A 15,279-nucleotide genomic window follows, 5' to 3' on the forward strand; every position below is an offset into this window, starting at 1 on the left:
TTCCAGCGAACGAGGCATCACCGTGCCTGTCTTCACAGTTCATGCACCCTCCCCCAATGGAGCGGACCTGCGCGCGACCGACGACTTCGTCTTCGTGCGCGACAGCTTCCATTTCTGGGCGATGATCTTCGGCCCGTTCTGGCTGCTGTGGCACCGGCTGTGGCTGGCGCTGATCGGCTGGGTGATCTTCTTCGGCGCCTTCCAGGCCGGCCTCGCCAGCCTCGGCGTCGGCCAAAGCTCGATCTTTTTCGCCGATCTCGTCGTAGCCGTGCTGATGGGGTTCGAGGCGGCAAGCCTGCGCCGCTGGACGCTGTCGCGCCGTCATTGGCAACAGCTCGACGTCGTGGTCGCCGACGATGAGGATACCGCCGAACATCGCTTCTTCGATCGCTGGGCCCGGAAGCAGCGCGGCATCGTCAACGATCAATGGGCGGTGGATCGCGGCGGCCCGCCGCCGACCCGCAACGTGCCCGGCCAGCCGTTCTCGAATCCGCCGCCGCTGCCGTCCGGCGGCATCATCGGCTTGTTTCCGGAACCGGGGGGATCGCGATGAGCGTCGCCATCATCGATTACGGCTCCGGCAATCTGCACTCGGCGGCCAAGGCCTTTGAGCGCGCCGCGCGCGGCCTGCAGGATCCGCAGAAGATCTTGGTGACCAGCGATCCGGAGAGGGCCTATCGCGCCGACCGCATCATCTTGCCCGGTGTCGGCGCCTTCGCCGATTGCCGGCGCGGGCTCGATGCGGTTGACGGCATGGTCGAGGCGCTCAACGAAGCCGTGCGCGTCAAGGCGCGTCCCTTCTTCGGCATCTGCGTCGGCATGCAATTGATGGCGAGCCGCGGCAAGGAGCATGTGACGACCGACGGGCTCAACTGGATCGCCGGTGACGTCGAGAAGATCGCGCCGCGCGACGAGAACCTGAAGATTCCGCACATGGGCTGGAACACACTGGACGTCCTGCGCGAGCATCCGGTGCTGGAGAAATTGCCGCTCGGGCCGAAGGGCCAGCACGCCTATTTCGTGCACTCCTATCACCTCAATCCGTCCGACGAAGCGGACGTCCTGGCGCGCGCCGATTACGGCGGGCCGGTCACGGCGATCGTGGCCAGGGACACCGCGATCGGCACCCAGTTTCACCCCGAGAAGAGCCAGCGCTTCGGCCTCGCCCTGATCTCGAACTTTTTGCGATGGAAGCCGTGATCCTCTTTCCTGCCATCGACCTGAAGAACGGCCAATGCGTGCGCCTCGAGCAAGGCGACATGGCGCGCGCGACCGTGTTCAACCTCGACCCCGCGGCGCAGGCGCAAAGTTTTGCCGCGCAGGGCTTTGAATATCTCCACGTCGTCGATCTCGACGGCGCCTTTGCCGGCAAGCCGGTCAATGCGCAGGCCGTCGAGGCGATGCTGAAGACGATCAAGATGCCGGTGCAGCTCGGCGGCGGCATTCGCGATCTCGCCACCGTGGAAACCTGGCTCGCCAAGGGCGTCACGCGCGTCATCATCGGCACCGCAGCGGTGCGCGATCCCGAACTCGTCAAGAGCGCCGCGAAGAAGTTCCCGGGCCGTGTCGCCGTGGGGCTCGATGCCCGCGACGGCAAGGTCGCGGTCGAAGGTTGGGCCGAGACCTCGACCGTGACCGTGCTCGAGATCGCGCAGCGTTTCGAGGACGCCGGCGTCGCCGCCATCATCTTCACCGACATCGCGCGCGACGGCCTGCTCAAGGGCCTCAATCTCGACGCGACCATCGCGCTGGCCGAGAACATCTCGATCCCCGTGATCGCCTCCGGCGGGCTTGCCTCGATCGAGGACGTCAAGGCCATGCTGATGCCGCCGGCGAAAAAGCTCGCCGGTGCGATCGCCGGCCGGGCGCTCTATGACGGTCGGCTGGATCCCGCGGCGGCCCTCACCTTGATCCGCAACGCACGCGCGGCCGCCTAGGAGCTTTCGATGTTCAAGGTGCGCGTGATCCCCTGCCTCGACGTCAAGGACGGCCGGGTCGTCAAGGGCGTCAACTTCGTCGACCTGCGCGACGCCGGCGATCCGGTCGAAGCGGCGATCGCCTACGACGCCGCCGGCGCCGACGAACTCTGCTTTCTCGACATCACCGCGACCCATGAGAACCGCGGCATCATGCTCGACGTGGTCCGGCGCACGGCGGAAGCCTGCTTCATGCCGGTGACCGTCGGCGGCGGGGTGCGCGCCATCGACGACATTCGCACGCTGCTGCGCTCGGGCGCCGACAAGGTCTCGATCAACAGCGCCGCCGTGGCGCGGCGCGAATTCGTCAAGGAAGCTGCCGAAAAATTCGGCGAGCAATGCGTCGTGGTCGCGATCGACGCCAAGCGGGTCAAGCGCACCGGCGGCTCGGACCGCTGGGAGATCTTTACCCATGGCGGCCGCAACTCGACCGGCATCGATGCCATCGAATATGCCCAGGAGGTGGTCTCGCTCGGCGCCGGCGAGATTCTGCTCACCTCCATGGACCGCGACGGCACCAGGCAGGGTTTTGACATTTCGCTGACTCGGGCGATTGCCGACAGTGTTCCGGTACCCGTGATCGCATCAGGCGGCGTCGGCAATCTCGACCATCTCGTCGACGGCATTCGGGACGGCCACGCCACCGCGGTGCTGGCGGCCTCGATCTTCCATTTTGGCGAGTTTACCATCCGCGAAGCCAAGGAGCACATGGCGCGCCGGGGCCTGCCGATGCGTCTCGATGCCTGACGACTCCCGATCATAAGAGTGCTACATTTCCCCGTGGGGACCGGCGCGTCAGCCGGAGCGTGTTCTGAGTATTTTGTATGCGGCGTTTCACGATCCACGACCTTGCCGAGACCATCGATGCCCGTGCGGCCGCCGGTGGAGAGGCGTCCTACACCCGCAAGCTCCTGGACAAGGGCGCCGAGCATTGCGCCAAGAAGTTCGGTGAGGAAGCGGTCGAAACCGTCATTGCGGCGGTCGAAAACGATCGCGCGCATCTGATCGCCGAAAGCGCCGACCTGGTCTACCATTTCCTCGTGCTGTTGAAGTCGCGCGGCATAAGACTGGAAGAGGTCGAGGCAGCGCTCGACAAGCGAACCTCGATGTCTGGACTGGACGAAAAGGCGTCGCGCAAGAGCGACTAGCGGGAACCGTAACGGAAAAGGTAGCGTCATGGATGTCCGCGCACCCGAGCAGCAGTATAATCCGTACCGCGTCTACACGCGCGACCAATGGTCGTCGCTGCGCAATGACACGCCGATGACGCTGGAGCCGGGCGAGTTCGATCGCCTGCGCTCGATGCATGATCGCCTCGACCTGCAGGAGGTCGAGGACATCTACCTGCCGCTGTCGCGACTGCTGTCGATCTATGTCGATGCCATGCAGCGCCTTTATTACGCGCAGCGTCAGTTCCTCAATATCCGCGACCGCAAGATGCCCTATATCATCGGTGTCGCCGGCTCGGTCGCGGTGGGGAAATCCACCACCGCCCGCGTGCTGCAGGCGCTGCTGGCCCGCTGGTCGCCGCGCCCGAAGGTCGACCTGATCACGACCGACGGCTTCCTGTTTCCCAATGCCGTGCTCGAACGGCAGGGCATCATGCAGAAGAAGGGCTTTCCGGAGAGCTACGACCTGCCGCTGCTGCTCGGTTTCCTCTCCGACATCAAGGCGGGCCGCCATCCCGTGCGCGCGCCGGTCTATTCGCATCTGACCTACGACATCGTGCCCAACAAATGGGTGGAGATCGACCAGCCGGACATCCTGATCGTCGAGGGCGTCAACGTGCTGCAGACCGGGAAGCTACCGCGGGACGGCAAGGCCGTGCCCGTCGTCTCCGACTTCTTCGACTTCTCCGTCTATATAGACGCCGACGAAGCGGCGCTGCGGCAATGGTACATCAAGCGCTTTCTGGCGCTGAGGGATACCGCATTCACCGATCCGAAGTCGTATTTCCACCGCTACGCGCCGCTGTCGGACGAGGAAGCGATCGCGACCGCAACCGCGATCTGGGAGCGCACCAACCTCGCCAACCTCGAGGACAACATCCTGCCGACCCGTCCTCGGGCGACACTGATCCTGAAGAAGGGCGCGGACCACGTCGTGGAGTCGGTGGCGCTGCGCAGGCTGTAGCTGGCTGCATTCACGACGATGGAGAGAACCGCTACACCGCCAGCTGCCGAGATGCCGTGAGCGTCGCCAGCGCCTCTTCCAGCTTCTCGCGGTCGAGCGGCTTGATCAAGAATCCGTCCATGCCGGCTTCGAAGCAGGCGTAGCGGTCCTCCACCAGCGTGTTCGCCGTGAGCGCCAGGATCGGCGTGTGGCGACCGGGCTCGCCGGCCTCGCGCGCGCGGATGCGTTTTGCGGCCTCGATACCGTCGAGCTGCGGCATCTGGATGTCCATCAGCACGAGCTCATACGGCGTTCCCGCGGACTTCGCGGCGAGCCAGGACTCCAGCGCCGCCTCGCCGTTGGTCGCGATCACCGCGCGATGGCCGAGCCTGGTCAGCAGCGAGCGCATCAGGAGCGCGTTGATCTCGTTGTCCTCCGCGACCAGGACCGATAGTCCCTTCGTCGGATTCGCTGGCGCTGGCTTCGTCTTCGGCGATTCGCTCGGCGGCTCCGGCGCCAGATCGGGCGAGCCGATGTCCGGCGTCAGCGACAGGCGCGCCGCGAGCGAGGCCGCGCGCAGCGGCTTGACCAGATAGCCGGTGAAGGCCGGCGAGAGCTGCTGCTCGTGCCGCGTGACGGGGGTGAGCAGCACCAGCCGCTGCGCCGCATGCGTGCGGGCGGCCTCGCCCAGCCGTTCGACGACGTCGCGGCCGAGCGCACGGTCGATCAGCACGGCGTGCCAGGACCGCTCGGGCAGCAGCGCCAGCGCGACGTCGGGATCGGAGACCAAGCAGGCCTGGCCGCCCCAGCGCTCCAGCCGCCGCGCGAGGAGCGAGGGCTCGATGCCCTGCGGAGCGATCAGCAGGATCGACTTGCCGGTGAGGTCGGTGCCGGGGAACGCCGTCTGTCCCGCGGCTGCGTTCGACGGCTGCAGCGGGATCGAGACTTCGAACGTCGACCCCCTGCCCGGCTCGCTCTCCAGCGCGATCCGGCCGCCCATGCGCTTGACGATGCGCTCGCTGATCGCAAGGCCGAGGCCGGTGCCGCCATAGGTGCGCGCGACGCGCTCGTCGGCCTGCTCGAACTCGCGGAAGATGCGCGACTGGGCTTCGGGCGCGATGCCGATGCCGGTGTCGCGCACCAGAAAGCTGATCTCGTTCGGCCGCATGCCGGGCTCGACGATCAGCGCTACACCGCCTTGCGCGGTGAACTTGATGGCGTTGCCTGCGAGATTGAGCAGCACCTGGCGCAGCCGCGCGGCGTCGCCGACGACTTCGAGCGGCAGGCGCTCGTCGACATAGGAGGCGATCTCGAGGTTCTTGGCCTGCGCGCGCGGCGCCAGCAGCTCCGTGATCTCCTCGATCAGGGTCGACAGCGCGAAGGAGCGCTGCTCGAGATCGAGCTTGCCGGCCTCGATCTTGGAATAGTCCAGGAGTTCCTCGATCAGCGCCATCAGCGCCTCGCCGGACGTCTTGACCGCCCGGGCGTAAGTCGCCTGTTCCGGCGTCAGCGCGGTGTCGAGCAATAGGCCGCTCATGCCCATGATGCCGTTGAGCGGCGTGCGGATCTCGTGGCTCGCCATGGCGAGGAAGCGCGACTTGGCGCGGTTGGCTGCATCCGCCTGGTCGCGCGCTTCGGAGAGCGCACGTTCGGTCTCGGTGCGGTCGGTGACGTCGCGTCCGACGCTCTGCAATTCGGCGGGATGGCCGGCATCGAGCCGCACCAGGCCTTCGCGCCAGGCGATCCAGCGGGTGCCGAATGACGTTGCGATCTTCTGGTCGTGAATCCGCGTGCCGCTGCCTTCCAGCACGCTGTCGCCCTGCTCGACCAGGTCGAAGTTGAAGGGGGTTCCGACCAGCGCGCTGCGTGGTTGTCCGGCGAGCGCGCAATAGGCGTCGTTGGCGAAGGTGATGCGGCCCTGGTGGTCGCGCAGCACGATCAGGTCGCCTTGCGACTCGAACAGGCTGCGCGCGCGCTCTTCGGCTTCCTTCAGTTCCCAGTTGCGGTCGACCAGCGCCTCATTGTGCTGGGCGAGCGTGCGCAGCCGCTTGTTGACGAAGCGCAGCCGCATGCTCAGCGTCGCGAGCCCGAGGCAGGCGAGCGCGAACAGGAAGCTCGCGCCGATCGCAAAGGCGTTGGGATCGTAGCCGGAGCGCTCGGCACGGCTGCCGGCGATGAAGCCATAGGCGGCGCCGAACGTCGCCGAGAAGATCATGAAGGAGCGGATCGCGAAGCTGATCCTGGGATGGCGGCGCCTGAAGCGGCGCATGCGCACTTTGATCCGGAACGCCCGACCCATCGCCAAGACCCTGATGTTCATCAACCCGAAGCCCGTCCTGATCGACGATGCGTCGGTTCAGCTTGCGAAGTGTTTGAGGGTGAGAGAGGTGCTTGCGAACGCGGTTGACGGGACGTTAACGGCTCACAGTGCGGTCAAGGCCTCGAAACGCAACATCGCACTCACGCGCCGGAAGCCGGGCAGGGCACGCCCCAGGGCTCATGGTTTGCAGACCGTAAAGGAAACTCGTTACCGCCGTGTTGATATGCGGAAGGCGTCACGCCATCTGGCGCACATCTTCCGCGAGTGCGCGGTAGGACAGCGCTTCGGCGAGATGCAGCCGGCCGATTGTCTCGGCGCCGTCGAGGTCGGCGAGCGTGCGCGCCACCCGCAGCACGCGGTGATAGCCGCGCGCCGACAGCCGCATGGTCTCGGCGGCATCGCGCAGCAGCTTTTGACCCTGCGTATCGGGTTTTGCCACCTCTTCCAGAACGGATGCTGGCGCTTCGGCGTTGGTGCGGACCTTCGGCAGGCCGGCGTCGGCATAGCGTGCGCGCTGGATGTCGCGCGCGGCCGCGACGCGTGCGGCGACCTCGGCCGATCCCTCCGCTGCCGGCGGCAGGATCAGGTCCGCCGCGGTGACGGCCGGCACCTCGATGCGCAGATCGATGCGATCCATCAGCGGGCCGGAGATGCGCGCCTGGTAGTCCGCGGTGCAGCGGTCGATGCGGCCGCGCTTGCAGGCATAGCCGGGCTCGAAGGCGTTGCCGCAGCGGCAGGGGTTCATCGCGGCGACCAGCATGAAGCGGGCAGGGTAGGTGACGCGGTGATTGGCGCGCGAGATCGAGACCTCGCCGTTCTCCAGCGGCTGGCGCAGCGAATCCAGCACGCGCGGATCGAACTCCGGCAGCTCGTCGAGGAACAGCACGCCCTGATGCGCGAGCGAGATCTCGCCCGGCTTTGCGCGCGCGCCGCCGCCGGTCAGCGCGGCCATACTGGCGGAATGATGCGGCGATCGGAACGGCCGCCGCGAGGTCAGCGCGCCGCCCTCGATCTCGCCGGCGACGGACGCGATCATCGAGACTTCGAGCAGCTCCGCCGGCGACAGCGGCGGCAGGATCGAGGGCAGGCGTGCGGCCAGCATCGATTTGCCGGCGCCGGGCGCGCCGATCATCAACAGGTGATGGCCGCCTGCGGCCGCGATCTCCAGCGCGCGCTTGGCGCTCTCCTGGCCCTTGATGTCGCGCAGATCGAGCGGCGAGGCGGCGGCCTCATGGACCCGCGGCGTGGGCCGCGACAGCACCTGGGTGCCCTTGAAATGGTTGGCGATCTGAATCAGCGAACTCGCGGCGACGATCTGGATGTCCGGACTCGCCCAGGCGGCTTCCGAGCCGCAGGACGCCGGGCAGATCAGGCCTTCCTCGCGCGCATTGGCGCCGATCGCGGCCGGCAGCACGCCCGCCACCGGCGCGATCGAGCCGTCGAGGCCGAGCTCGCCAAGCACCGTGAAGCCGGTCAGCGCATCCGGCGGAATCGCGCCGATCGCCGCCATCAGCCCGAGGGCGATCGGCAGGTCGTAATGGCTGCCTTCCTTGGGCAGGTCGGCGGGGGCGAGGTTGACGATGATCCGCCGCGCCGGCAGCGCCAGCCCCGAGGCGATCAGCGCCGAGCGGACCCGCTCGCGCGCCTCGGACACCGCCTTGTCCGGAAGACCGACGATGGCAAAGGCGGGCAGGCCGGGCGCGACCTGCACCTGCACATCGACCGCGCGGGCCTCGATCCCCTCAAAGGCAACCGTCGAAACGCGCTGAACCATGCCGCCCCTCTCCCGCAATCGAGGGTAGCAGGCGGGGCGCATCCTGGCAAGAACAATACGGGAACAAGCGCGACGGAGGCCCGGGCCGGTCCTAACGAAGCGTAAACGCGTTGGCGAGACTAAGCCTCGATTGCGAGCGGTTGCGCTCAGCACATTCCAACACATGTCCGCTAGCTTCGGATGGCGGGATGGGCCGTGATCCAACAGTGAATGATCCAAATGCTTGTAAATCGCCGTAGAAGCGAACGTCGGGTGTGCAGCAGGCTTGCCAAGATCCATCTTGGCGCGGGCTCCTTGCCGCGTGATTGCACAATCACGGATATCTCCGATGGCGGGGTGAAGGTGGTCGCCGAATTCGTGGAGGTACCGCCGGAATTCACCATCATCTTCGCGCCCGATCACTCCCGCCAGTGCCGGCTGCGCTGGCGGATCGGCTGTGAATTCGGCGCCGAATTCGTCGATTAGGCATGCCAAGGCGTCGTCCTTAACGGGAATTTAGCGTTAATCGGCAAAGCATCTCTGATCAGTCGCCGAGGCGTGATCAGAGTATGTCCAAGCGTTCATCCCTTTCCTCTCCGCCGGCGAAAATCCTGTTCTCCGTGCTCCTGGCCGCGGCGCTGGGCGCTTGCCAGACTACCGGCATCGACGACGTCACCGGCGCGCTCGGCACCAGGACCGAGAGCACGCGCAAGGCAGATGCCAGGTCCGATTCCAAGCCCGACCTGGACGGCCTGCGCGAGCGCTATCGCGCCAGCCAGAACGATCCCGAGATCGCCCTGCAATACGGCAAGGCGCTGCGCGACAACGGCCAGCGCTCGCAGGCGGTTGCCGTGCTCGAGCAGGCGGTGCTCGCCCATTCCGGCAACAAGGCGCTGCTTGCGGCCTATGGCCGCGCGCTTGCCGACAACGGCAACTTCCAGCAGGCCTTCGACGTCCTGAGCCGGGCGCACACGCCGGAAGATCCCGACTGGCACATCCTGTCGGCGCAAGGCGCGGTGCTCGACCAGCTCGGCCGCAACGAGGAGGCGCAGCAGTACTACGCCACCGCGCTGAAGATCGTGCCCGACGAACCGTCGGTGCTCTCCAATCTCGGCCTGTCCTACGTGCTGCAGAACAATCTGCCCAAGGCGGAGGAGACGCTGCGCCACGCCCATGAGCGCGACCCGTCCGATCCGCGCGTGCGGGCCAATCTCGCGCTGGTGCTGGGCCTGTCCGGCCGCCTGCCGGAAGCCGAGAGCATCGTGAAGGCCGACCTGCCGCCGGACGAAGCCGCGGCCAAGGTCACGGCGCTGCGGCAGTTGCTCGCGAAGAAGCAGCAGCGGGCGGACAAGTAGCCGCCCGCGCAAGCGGCGCCGCTACGACACCTTGCGATACGGTGCGCTCTCGCGCCGCGCCGTCTTCGCCTTCAGCTTCTTCAACAGCGGACCCAGCAGCGAGCGCTTTGCCTTCCGGGGCTCACCGCGCCCGGCGAGTCGGCTGGCCATGTCCTGGAACGTTTCGCTGGTGCGGTGGTTCTTGGCGACCTCCGCGATCATCTGGCCGTTGTTGGCCGCCGTGCTGAACAGCTTCGAATCGAACGGGATCGCGGCGATCGGCTGGCTCTCCATGGTCTTGGCGAACGCCTTGACCTCGATCTCCTGCCGCTTCGGCATTCCGGTCCGGTTGACCAGATAGAGCGGCGGCCGATCGTTCGGCCGCGCCGCCTTGAGCACGTTCAGCATGTTCTTGGTATTGCGCAGATTGGCGAGATCGGGCTCCGCCACGATCAGGATGTCGTCGGCGCCGATCAGCGCGCGGCGCGTCCATCCCGACCATTGATGGGGGACGTCGAGCACGATGCAGGGCGTGGTCATGCGCAGCGTGTCGAAGATCGCGTCGAAGGCCTCGGCACCGAAATCATAGACGCGGTCGAGGGCGGCGGGCGCGGCCAGCAGGCTGAGATGGTCGGTGCACTTGGCGAGCAGGCGCTCCATCAACGCGGTGTCGGGGCGCTCCTGCGACAGCACCGCATTGGCGATGCCCTGCACGGGATCCTGGTTGTAGTCGAGGCCCGCGGTGCCGAAGGCGAGGTCGAGGTCGATGACGACGGAATCCAGCGCGAGATCGCGCGCGATGGTCCAGGCCAGATTGTGCGCGACCGTCGATGCGCCGACGCCGCCCTTGGCGCCGACCACCGCGATGACGCGGCCGGTGATCATGGCTTCCGACGCCGAGAACAGGCTGCAGATCGAGCGCACCACGTCGATGGTCTCGACCGGGCCCACCACATAGTCGTTGACGCCGCGGCGCACGAGCTCGCGATAGGGCGCGGTGTCGTTCGGATTGCCGATCACGACGACGCGCGTTCCGGGATCGCAGACGCCGGCGAGATCGTCCAGTCCCTCGAGGATGTCGCGCGTGCCGTCCGACTCGATCACGATCACGTTCGGCGTCGGCATCGAGCCGTAGGCCTCGATCGCGGCGGCAAGGCCGCCAGGCTTCGCGGTGAGGTGCGCCTTGCCGAGGCGGCGATCCTCGCCCGCCGCCTTCACCGCGGCCAGGGTCTGGTCGGTCTCGCAAAACGCCTGTACCGAGATGCGCGGGACCGGCGCGATATGGTCCTCGACGTGCCTGACATCGTCGGCTTCTTCTTCGTTGGTGCCGCTCATCATTTGCCTGTGTCGCTGAGTTTGGCCTTGTCGGCGTCCGGATAGGTGGTCGCGGTCGAAACGCCCTTGCGGTACTTGTCGTAGGCGATCGAGCGCCGCGCGGTGTAGGCCGGCGTCTCCGCGCGCGGCTGTTCGAGATCGGCGGGGTTGTCGATCATGGCCGCGAGGTTGCGCTGGGATGCGCAGCCGAGATTGAAGTAGGGTTTGTTCTCGTTGTAGGAGGGATCGAGCACCGACGGGCCCAGATCCTCCGGCCACAGACCGCAAGGACCCGCGACCGCGGCGATGCGGGAGTAGCTCAGCCTTATCGTCGGCAACAGGCCAGGATCCTCGGGGCGGTAGGGATGCTGGACGATGCCGCGCGACGGCACGCCGCCGGCCGCCAGGATCGAACGGATCTCCCGATAGGTGGCCGCCGCGGCGCGGCCGTTCGCGGTCTCGACGGGCACGTCGACCACGACCGATCCGGTGCCTTCGCGGACCCAGTCCCGCGCGATCCCCATCACGTCGGCGCGCTGCGCCGCGGTCAGTCCGCCGCGGGCATGGCCCACGAAGATCACGATCGAGCGCTTGCCCTCCTGCACCGCGATCGGGTGACGCTGGCGATAGTCGTTCGGCACCGTCTGGGTGACGACCTCCTCGGTATAGGTGCAGGCGCCCAGCGCGACGGACATTCCCGTCAGCGCGACCGCGAGGCGCAGCCTGCGGCGGCGATCAACCGTTGTATTCGTCATCGCTTCATTCCCCTCGCGTTGAAGCTTTCGTTCGTCCCGTCTCAATCGATGATGAAGCCGAAATCGCCCTGGTAGCCACTGATGGGATCGACGCGGCGCGCGAGGCCATAGAGGCGATTGATGCGGCCGAGCAGCGCCGATTGCGCGTCGGATGCCGGTGCGAAGCCGTCGTCGGGCCGCGCCAACTCCTTCTGCGCCACCGCCCGCACCACATAGGGCGTGACCAGCACGACGAGCTCGGTCTCGTTGTTGACGTAGTCCTGGCTGCGGAACAGCGCGCCGAGGATCGGAACCTGGTCGAGACCGGGCAGGCCGTTGATCGCCTGCCTCGTCTGCTGCTGGATCAGGCCGGCCATCGCCATCGAGCCGCCGGACGGGATTTCCAGCGTGGTCTCGGCGCGGCGGGTCTGGATCGACGGGATGGTGATCGAGTTGGTCGAGGTCGCCGAAACGGCCTGCGACACCGTGATCGAATTCTGGTTCGACAGCTCCGACACCTCGGTCATCACGCGCAGGCTGATGCGGCCCTCGCTGAGCACGACCGGGGTGAAGTTGAGCGAGATGCCGAACTTCTTGAACGAGATCTGGGTGGTACAGACGTGGGTGACGGGGTCGCAGGAATAGCCCGCGGGAATCGGGAATTCGCCGCCCGCGATGAAGGTCGCGGACTCGCCGGAGATCGCCGTCAGGTTCGGCTCGGCCAGTGTCCGCACTACGCCCGCGCTCTCCATCGCGCGCATGGTCGCCGTCACCGTGGGCAGGCCTTTGGAAACTGCGGAAGCGGCGAGCGCGTTGCCGGCGACCAGCGGCACGCCGCTGGCCGTGAACGGGTTGGAATTGTTGAAATTGACGACCGCCGTGCCGGCATTGAGACTGGCCGAGAGGTCGACGCCCATCTGCTTGACGATGTCGCGCCGAACCTCGGCGACGATCACCTTGAGCATCACCTGGTCGCGGCCGCGCACGATGATGTTGTTGACCACCTTGTCGGCGCCGCCGACCAGCTTGGAGGCCACGTCGCCGGCCTGTTGCGCCTCGACCGGGCTCGACACCGAGCCGGTCAGCATCACGCTGTCGCCGACGCCTTCGATCTGAACCCCCGGCAGCGACTGCCGGAGCGCGGCGCGCACGCCGTTGAGGTCGCGCTTCACCGCGATGTCGTAGGAGGCGACCTGCTGGCCGTCGGCGGCGAAGAACACCACGTTGGTCTGTCCGACCGCGCCGCCGATGATGTAGGCGCGCTGCGCCGAGCGGATCACGGCATTGGCGATCTTGGGATCGGCCACCAGCACGTCCTTGGCCTCGCGCGGCAGGTCGATGATCACGGACTTTCCGACGCCGAGCGCAAGGAAGCGCGTCTTGGCCGGCACGTAGCTCGCGACCGGCGCCACGCCGAGGTCGGGCGCCTGCACCGGGCTCTGGTCGCCGACAGGCGCATCGGCGCCGATGGCCGCGGCCGGTGCGGTCGCCACGCCGAGCATCAGCATCGCCCCCGCCCAGAATGAGCGCGCGCGGATCCCCCGATCCGGCAGCGCCGCCTTGTTGTCCCCGTTCTTCATCTTGGGTATCCCCATCACTTCTGTGACGATGTGCTTGAAACGCCGTAGCGCACGACATTGACGCTGGCGCCGCGTTTCGCAGGCTGGTCGTCGGTTGTGTTGTCGGCCGCGTTGGCGTCGACGATGCTCCGCAGGGCCAGCGCCAGCGTGCCGGACTGGCGGGCGCGGGCGAGCGTCTCGGCCTGCTCGGGCTTCAGCTCCAGCGTCGCGGTGCGGCCGATGACGCTGTTCTGGCCTTCCTTCTCCTTCGGCATCTGGTCGATCGCGAGCACGCGGATGTTCGACAGGATGATCTCGGAGGAGATGAGCTCGGCCCGGCCTTCGCTGCCGACGCCGTTGTTCTTCTCGCGCCGGGTCAGGATGACGTCGACGCGGTCGTTCGGCAGGATGAAGCCGCCGGCGCCGCTCTCGGGCGACAGCTCGGTGGAGATCGCTCGCATGCCGGAGGGCAGGATCGCGGCCATGAAGCCGGAGCCCTCGGCCTTCACGAGCTTCTGCTCGCGGATCGGCTCGCCCTGCATCATGGGCACCCGCGCGATCGAGCCGGCGATCTGGGTCTGGGCGTCGGGCCTTCCGTCGCGGCGGATGAAGTTGCCGCTCGCGGTCCCGGCCGGCCAGCTCTGCCATTGCAGATCGTCGGGCCTGACCACCTGGCCGAGCCCGATGTCGGACCGTGCGACGAGGATCTCGGTCGTCGGAAGCTTTTCCGCCACAGGTGCAGCCGGAGCGGGCTTGTTCTCATAGCTGCTCGCCAGATACGCGGCGACGCCGCCGGCACCCAGCGCAATGACAAGGACGACTATGCGTGCGGTATTCATACGCGACTACTTGCTCTTCACTCGGACCCCCCGATCCGCACGTGGTGCAGCCTTCCCCGTGTCGATGAGTAGGCAGGAAAGGTGTAAGGGGTGTTGCGAGGGCGAGTGTGATCGGCCGTCACGCTGGCCGTTTTGGCCGCATGGTGAACGGAGCGTTAGCCGGACGGAGACAAGTCCGTAGATTCACGTGAGGCGGCAGCAGCGGCCATGACGCGCGCGCCGCGTTATGGTGAACGAGTGGTTAGTCGATCGCGAAGTTGTTGCTTGCGGCGATGTGGGGCAGGACTGGGTCCGCACCGTCATCAGCGCGAACCGACAGCGTGCGCTGCCTGCCGCCTATCGCGTCCCGGGCGCGGCGCAGGACTGCGTACCGCGCTGTGTCCGGGGCACGAGTGCTACTTGTGCTTCTTCTCGATCACGTCCCATATCCTCGCCGCGATGTCGGGGCCGCCGAGTCGCGCGATGGCGCGGATGCCGGTCGGCGACGTCACGTTGATCTCGGTGAGACTGCCGTTGATGACGTCGATGCCGACGAACAGCAGTCCTTGCTTGCGCAGCTCCGGCCCGACCGTCTCGCAGATCTCGCGCTCGCGTACCGACAGCTCGGTCGCCTGCGCCGCGCCGCCGCGCACCATGTTGGAACGCAGATCGTCGGGCGCCGGCACGCGGTTGATGGCGCCGGCAAACTCGCCGTCGACCAGGATGATGCGCTTGTCGCCGTGCTTCACCTCCGGGATGAACTGCTGGATCACCCAGGGTTCCTTGAAGGTGACGGAGAACATGTCGAACAGCGAGCCGAAGTTCATGTCCTGCGGCATCACGCGGAACACCGCCGCGCCGCCATGGCCGTGCAGCGGCTTCATGACGACGGCGCCGTGCTGCTCGCGAAACGCGTTGATCTCGTCGAGGTCGCGCGAGATCAGCGTCGGCGGCATGAGCTGCGGAAAGTTCATCACGAACAGCTTTTCCGGCGCGTTGCGCACGGAGGCCGGATCATTGACGACCAGCGTCTTGGGGTGAATGCGCTCCAGAAAGTGCGTCGAGGTGATGTAGGCGAGATCGAAGGGCGGGTCCTGCCGCAGCAGCACCACGTCGAAGGCGGTGAGCTTCTCGCGCCGGGGCTCGCCGAGCGTGAAGTGGTTGCCGGGCTCGTCGCGCACGGAGAGAATCTGCACGGGCGCGACCAGCTCGTCGCCGACCAGCGAGAGCTTGTCCGGCGTGTAGTAGGACAGGCCATGGCCGCGCTTCTGCGCCTCCAGCAGCAGCGCAAAGGTGGAATCGCCGCGGATGTTGATGCGGGCGATCGGGTCCATCTGGACGGCGACGTTGAGCTTCATG

15 protein-coding genes are annotated in these 15,279 nt (G+C 67.0%); 8 read left to right on the plus strand and 7 right to left on the minus strand.

Features of this window, described 5'->3' with window-relative positions; all coding sequences use genetic code 11:
• Nucleotides 1–22 precede the first annotated feature (22 nt).
• The 6 genes from KGM94_RS01560 (at nt 23) to coaA (ending at nt 4,109) form a co-directional block, all read left to right on the plus strand.
• On the plus strand, nt 23–553 hold the full coding sequence (locus KGM94_RS01560) for a DUF2628 domain-containing protein (RefSeq protein ID WP_300254167.1): 531 nt from the start codon (nt 23–25) through the stop codon (nt 551–553).
• Nucleotides 550–1,200 carry an imidazole glycerol phosphate synthase subunit HisH gene (gene hisH / locus KGM94_RS01565; RefSeq protein ID WP_300254169.1) on the plus strand — a complete coding sequence of 217 codons (651 nt, stop codon included), beginning with the start codon at nt 550–552 and terminating at the stop codon, nt 1,198–1,200. Before KGM94_RS01560 ends, hisH begins: the two co-directional genes overlap by 4 nt.
• Nucleotides 1,197–1,937: a 1-(5-phosphoribosyl)-5-[(5-phosphoribosylamino)methylideneamino]imidazole-4-carboxamide isomerase gene (gene hisA / locus KGM94_RS01570; protein ID WP_300254171.1), complete on the plus strand. Its 741-nt coding sequence runs from the start codon at nt 1,197–1,199 to the stop codon at nt 1,935–1,937. Before hisH ends, hisA begins: the two co-directional genes overlap by 4 nt.
• Before the next feature lie 9 nt (nt 1,938–1,946).
• Nucleotides 1,947–2,723, plus strand: coding sequence for an imidazole glycerol phosphate synthase subunit HisF (hisF, locus tag KGM94_RS01575; protein ID WP_300254173.1), 777 nt, complete (start codon nt 1,947–1,949; stop codon nt 2,721–2,723).
• A 77-nt stretch (nt 2,724–2,800) separates the two neighbouring features.
• Nucleotides 2,801–3,124: a phosphoribosyl-ATP diphosphatase gene (locus tag KGM94_RS01580; RefSeq protein WP_300254175.1), complete on the plus strand. Its 324-nt coding sequence runs from the start codon at nt 2,801–2,803 to the stop codon at nt 3,122–3,124.
• 28 nt (nt 3,125–3,152) lie between these two features.
• Nucleotides 3,153–4,109 carry a type I pantothenate kinase gene (coaA, locus tag KGM94_RS01585; protein ID WP_300254177.1) on the plus strand — a complete coding sequence of 319 codons (957 nt, stop codon included), beginning with the start codon at nt 3,153–3,155 and terminating at the stop codon, nt 4,107–4,109.
• 31 nt (nt 4,110–4,140) lie between these two features.
• On the opposite strand, the gene KGM94_RS01590 is transcribed toward coaA, so the two are convergent.
• Together KGM94_RS01590 and KGM94_RS01595 are read right to left on the minus strand one after the other, a co-directional pair.
• A complete protein-coding gene (locus KGM94_RS01590) occupies nt 4,141–6,387 on the minus strand; it encodes an ATP-binding protein (protein ID WP_300254195.1) in 2,247 nt (748 codons plus the stop codon).
• A gap of 256 nt (nt 6,388–6,643) precedes the next feature.
• Nucleotides 6,644–8,182, minus strand: a complete 1,539-nt coding sequence (locus KGM94_RS01595) for a YifB family Mg chelatase-like AAA ATPase (protein ID WP_300254179.1) — start codon at nt 8,180–8,182, stop codon at nt 6,644–6,646.
• A 219-nt stretch (nt 8,183–8,401) separates the two neighbouring features.
• Here KGM94_RS01595 and KGM94_RS01600 point away from each other — a divergent pair, with 219 nt between their 5' ends.
• Complete coding sequence (locus tag KGM94_RS01600; RefSeq protein ID WP_300254181.1) at nt 8,402–8,647, plus strand: PilZ domain-containing protein; 246 nt, start codon at nt 8,402–8,404, stop codon at nt 8,645–8,647.
• Nucleotides 8,648–8,730: 83 nt separating this feature from the next.
• A complete protein-coding gene (locus KGM94_RS01605; RefSeq protein WP_300254182.1) occupies nt 8,731–9,516 on the plus strand; it encodes a tetratricopeptide repeat protein in 786 nt (261 codons plus the stop codon).
• Between the two features lie 21 nt (nt 9,517–9,537).
• On the opposite strand, the gene KGM94_RS01610 is transcribed toward KGM94_RS01605, so the two are convergent.
• From KGM94_RS01610 to gshB, 5 genes are all read right to left on the minus strand, one after another.
• Nucleotides 9,538–10,830 carry an AAA family ATPase gene (locus tag KGM94_RS01610; protein ID WP_300254197.1) on the minus strand — a complete coding sequence of 431 codons (1,293 nt, stop codon included), beginning with the start codon at nt 10,828–10,830 and terminating at the stop codon, nt 9,538–9,540.
• On the minus strand, nt 10,830–11,564 hold the full coding sequence (locus KGM94_RS01615; protein WP_300254184.1) for a CpaD family pilus assembly protein: 735 nt from the start codon (nt 11,562–11,564) through the stop codon (nt 10,830–10,832). Before KGM94_RS01615 ends, KGM94_RS01610 begins: the two co-directional genes overlap by 1 nt.
• 41 nt (nt 11,565–11,605) lie before the next feature.
• Nucleotides 11,606–13,123, minus strand: a complete 1,518-nt coding sequence (locus tag KGM94_RS01620; RefSeq protein WP_300254186.1) for a type II and III secretion system protein family protein — start codon at nt 13,121–13,123, stop codon at nt 11,606–11,608.
• Nucleotides 13,124–13,137: 14 nt separating this feature from the next.
• Nucleotides 13,138–13,941 carry a Flp pilus assembly protein CpaB gene (gene cpaB / locus KGM94_RS01625; protein WP_300254188.1) on the minus strand — a complete coding sequence of 268 codons (804 nt, stop codon included), beginning with the start codon at nt 13,939–13,941 and terminating at the stop codon, nt 13,138–13,140.
• A 395-nt stretch (nt 13,942–14,336) separates the two neighbouring features.
• On the minus strand, nt 14,337–15,278 hold the full coding sequence (gshB, locus tag KGM94_RS01630; protein WP_300254190.1) for a glutathione synthase: 942 nt from the start codon (nt 15,276–15,278) through the stop codon (nt 14,337–14,339).
• Nucleotide 15,279: the final 1 nt, after the last annotated feature.

Source organism: Bradyrhizobium sp., from assembly GCF_028868675.1.
Classification (GTDB): Bacteria; Pseudomonadota; Alphaproteobacteria; order Rhizobiales; family Xanthobacteraceae; genus Bradyrhizobium.

Excerpts from the sequence above, each read along its gene's own strand:
- hisH (WP_300254169.1), top strand. The coding sequence starts at position 550 with ATGAGCGTCGCCATCATCGATTACGGCTCCGGCAATCTGCACTCGGCG.
- hisF (WP_300254173.1), top strand. The coding sequence starts at position 1,947 with ATGTTCAAGGTGCGCGTGATCCCCTGCCTCGACGTCAAGGACGGCCGG.
- KGM94_RS01580 (WP_300254175.1), top strand. The coding sequence starts at position 2,801 with ATGCGGCGTTTCACGATCCACGACCTTGCCGAGACCATCGATGCCCGT.
- coaA (WP_300254177.1), top strand. The coding sequence starts at position 3,153 with ATGGATGTCCGCGCACCCGAGCAGCAGTATAATCCGTACCGCGTCTAC.
- KGM94_RS01590 (WP_300254195.1), bottom strand. The coding sequence starts at position 6,387 with ATGGGTCGGGCGTTCCGGATCAAAGTGCGCATGCGCCGCTTCAGGCGC.
- KGM94_RS01595 (WP_300254179.1), bottom strand. The coding sequence starts at position 8,182 with ATGGTTCAGCGCGTTTCGACGGTTGCCTTTGAGGGGATCGAGGCCCGC.
- KGM94_RS01600 (WP_300254181.1), top strand. The coding sequence starts at position 8,402 with ATGCTTGTAAATCGCCGTAGAAGCGAACGTCGGGTGTGCAGCAGGCTT.
- KGM94_RS01605 (WP_300254182.1), top strand. The coding sequence starts at position 8,731 with ATGTCCAAGCGTTCATCCCTTTCCTCTCCGCCGGCGAAAATCCTGTTC.
- KGM94_RS01610 (WP_300254197.1), bottom strand. The coding sequence starts at position 10,830 with ATGAGCGGCACCAACGAAGAAGAAGCCGACGATGTCAGGCACGTCGAG.
- KGM94_RS01615 (WP_300254184.1), bottom strand. The coding sequence starts at position 11,564 with ATGACGAATACAACGGTTGATCGCCGCCGCAGGCTGCGCCTCGCGGTC.
- KGM94_RS01620 (WP_300254186.1), bottom strand. The coding sequence starts at position 13,123 with ATGAAGAACGGGGACAACAAGGCGGCGCTGCCGGATCGGGGGATCCGC.
- cpaB (WP_300254188.1), bottom strand. The coding sequence starts at position 13,941 with ATGAATACCGCACGCATAGTCGTCCTTGTCATTGCGCTGGGTGCCGGC.
- gshB (WP_300254190.1), bottom strand. The coding sequence starts at position 15,278 with ATGAAGCTCAACGTCGCCGTCCAGATGGACCCGATCGCCCGCATCAAC.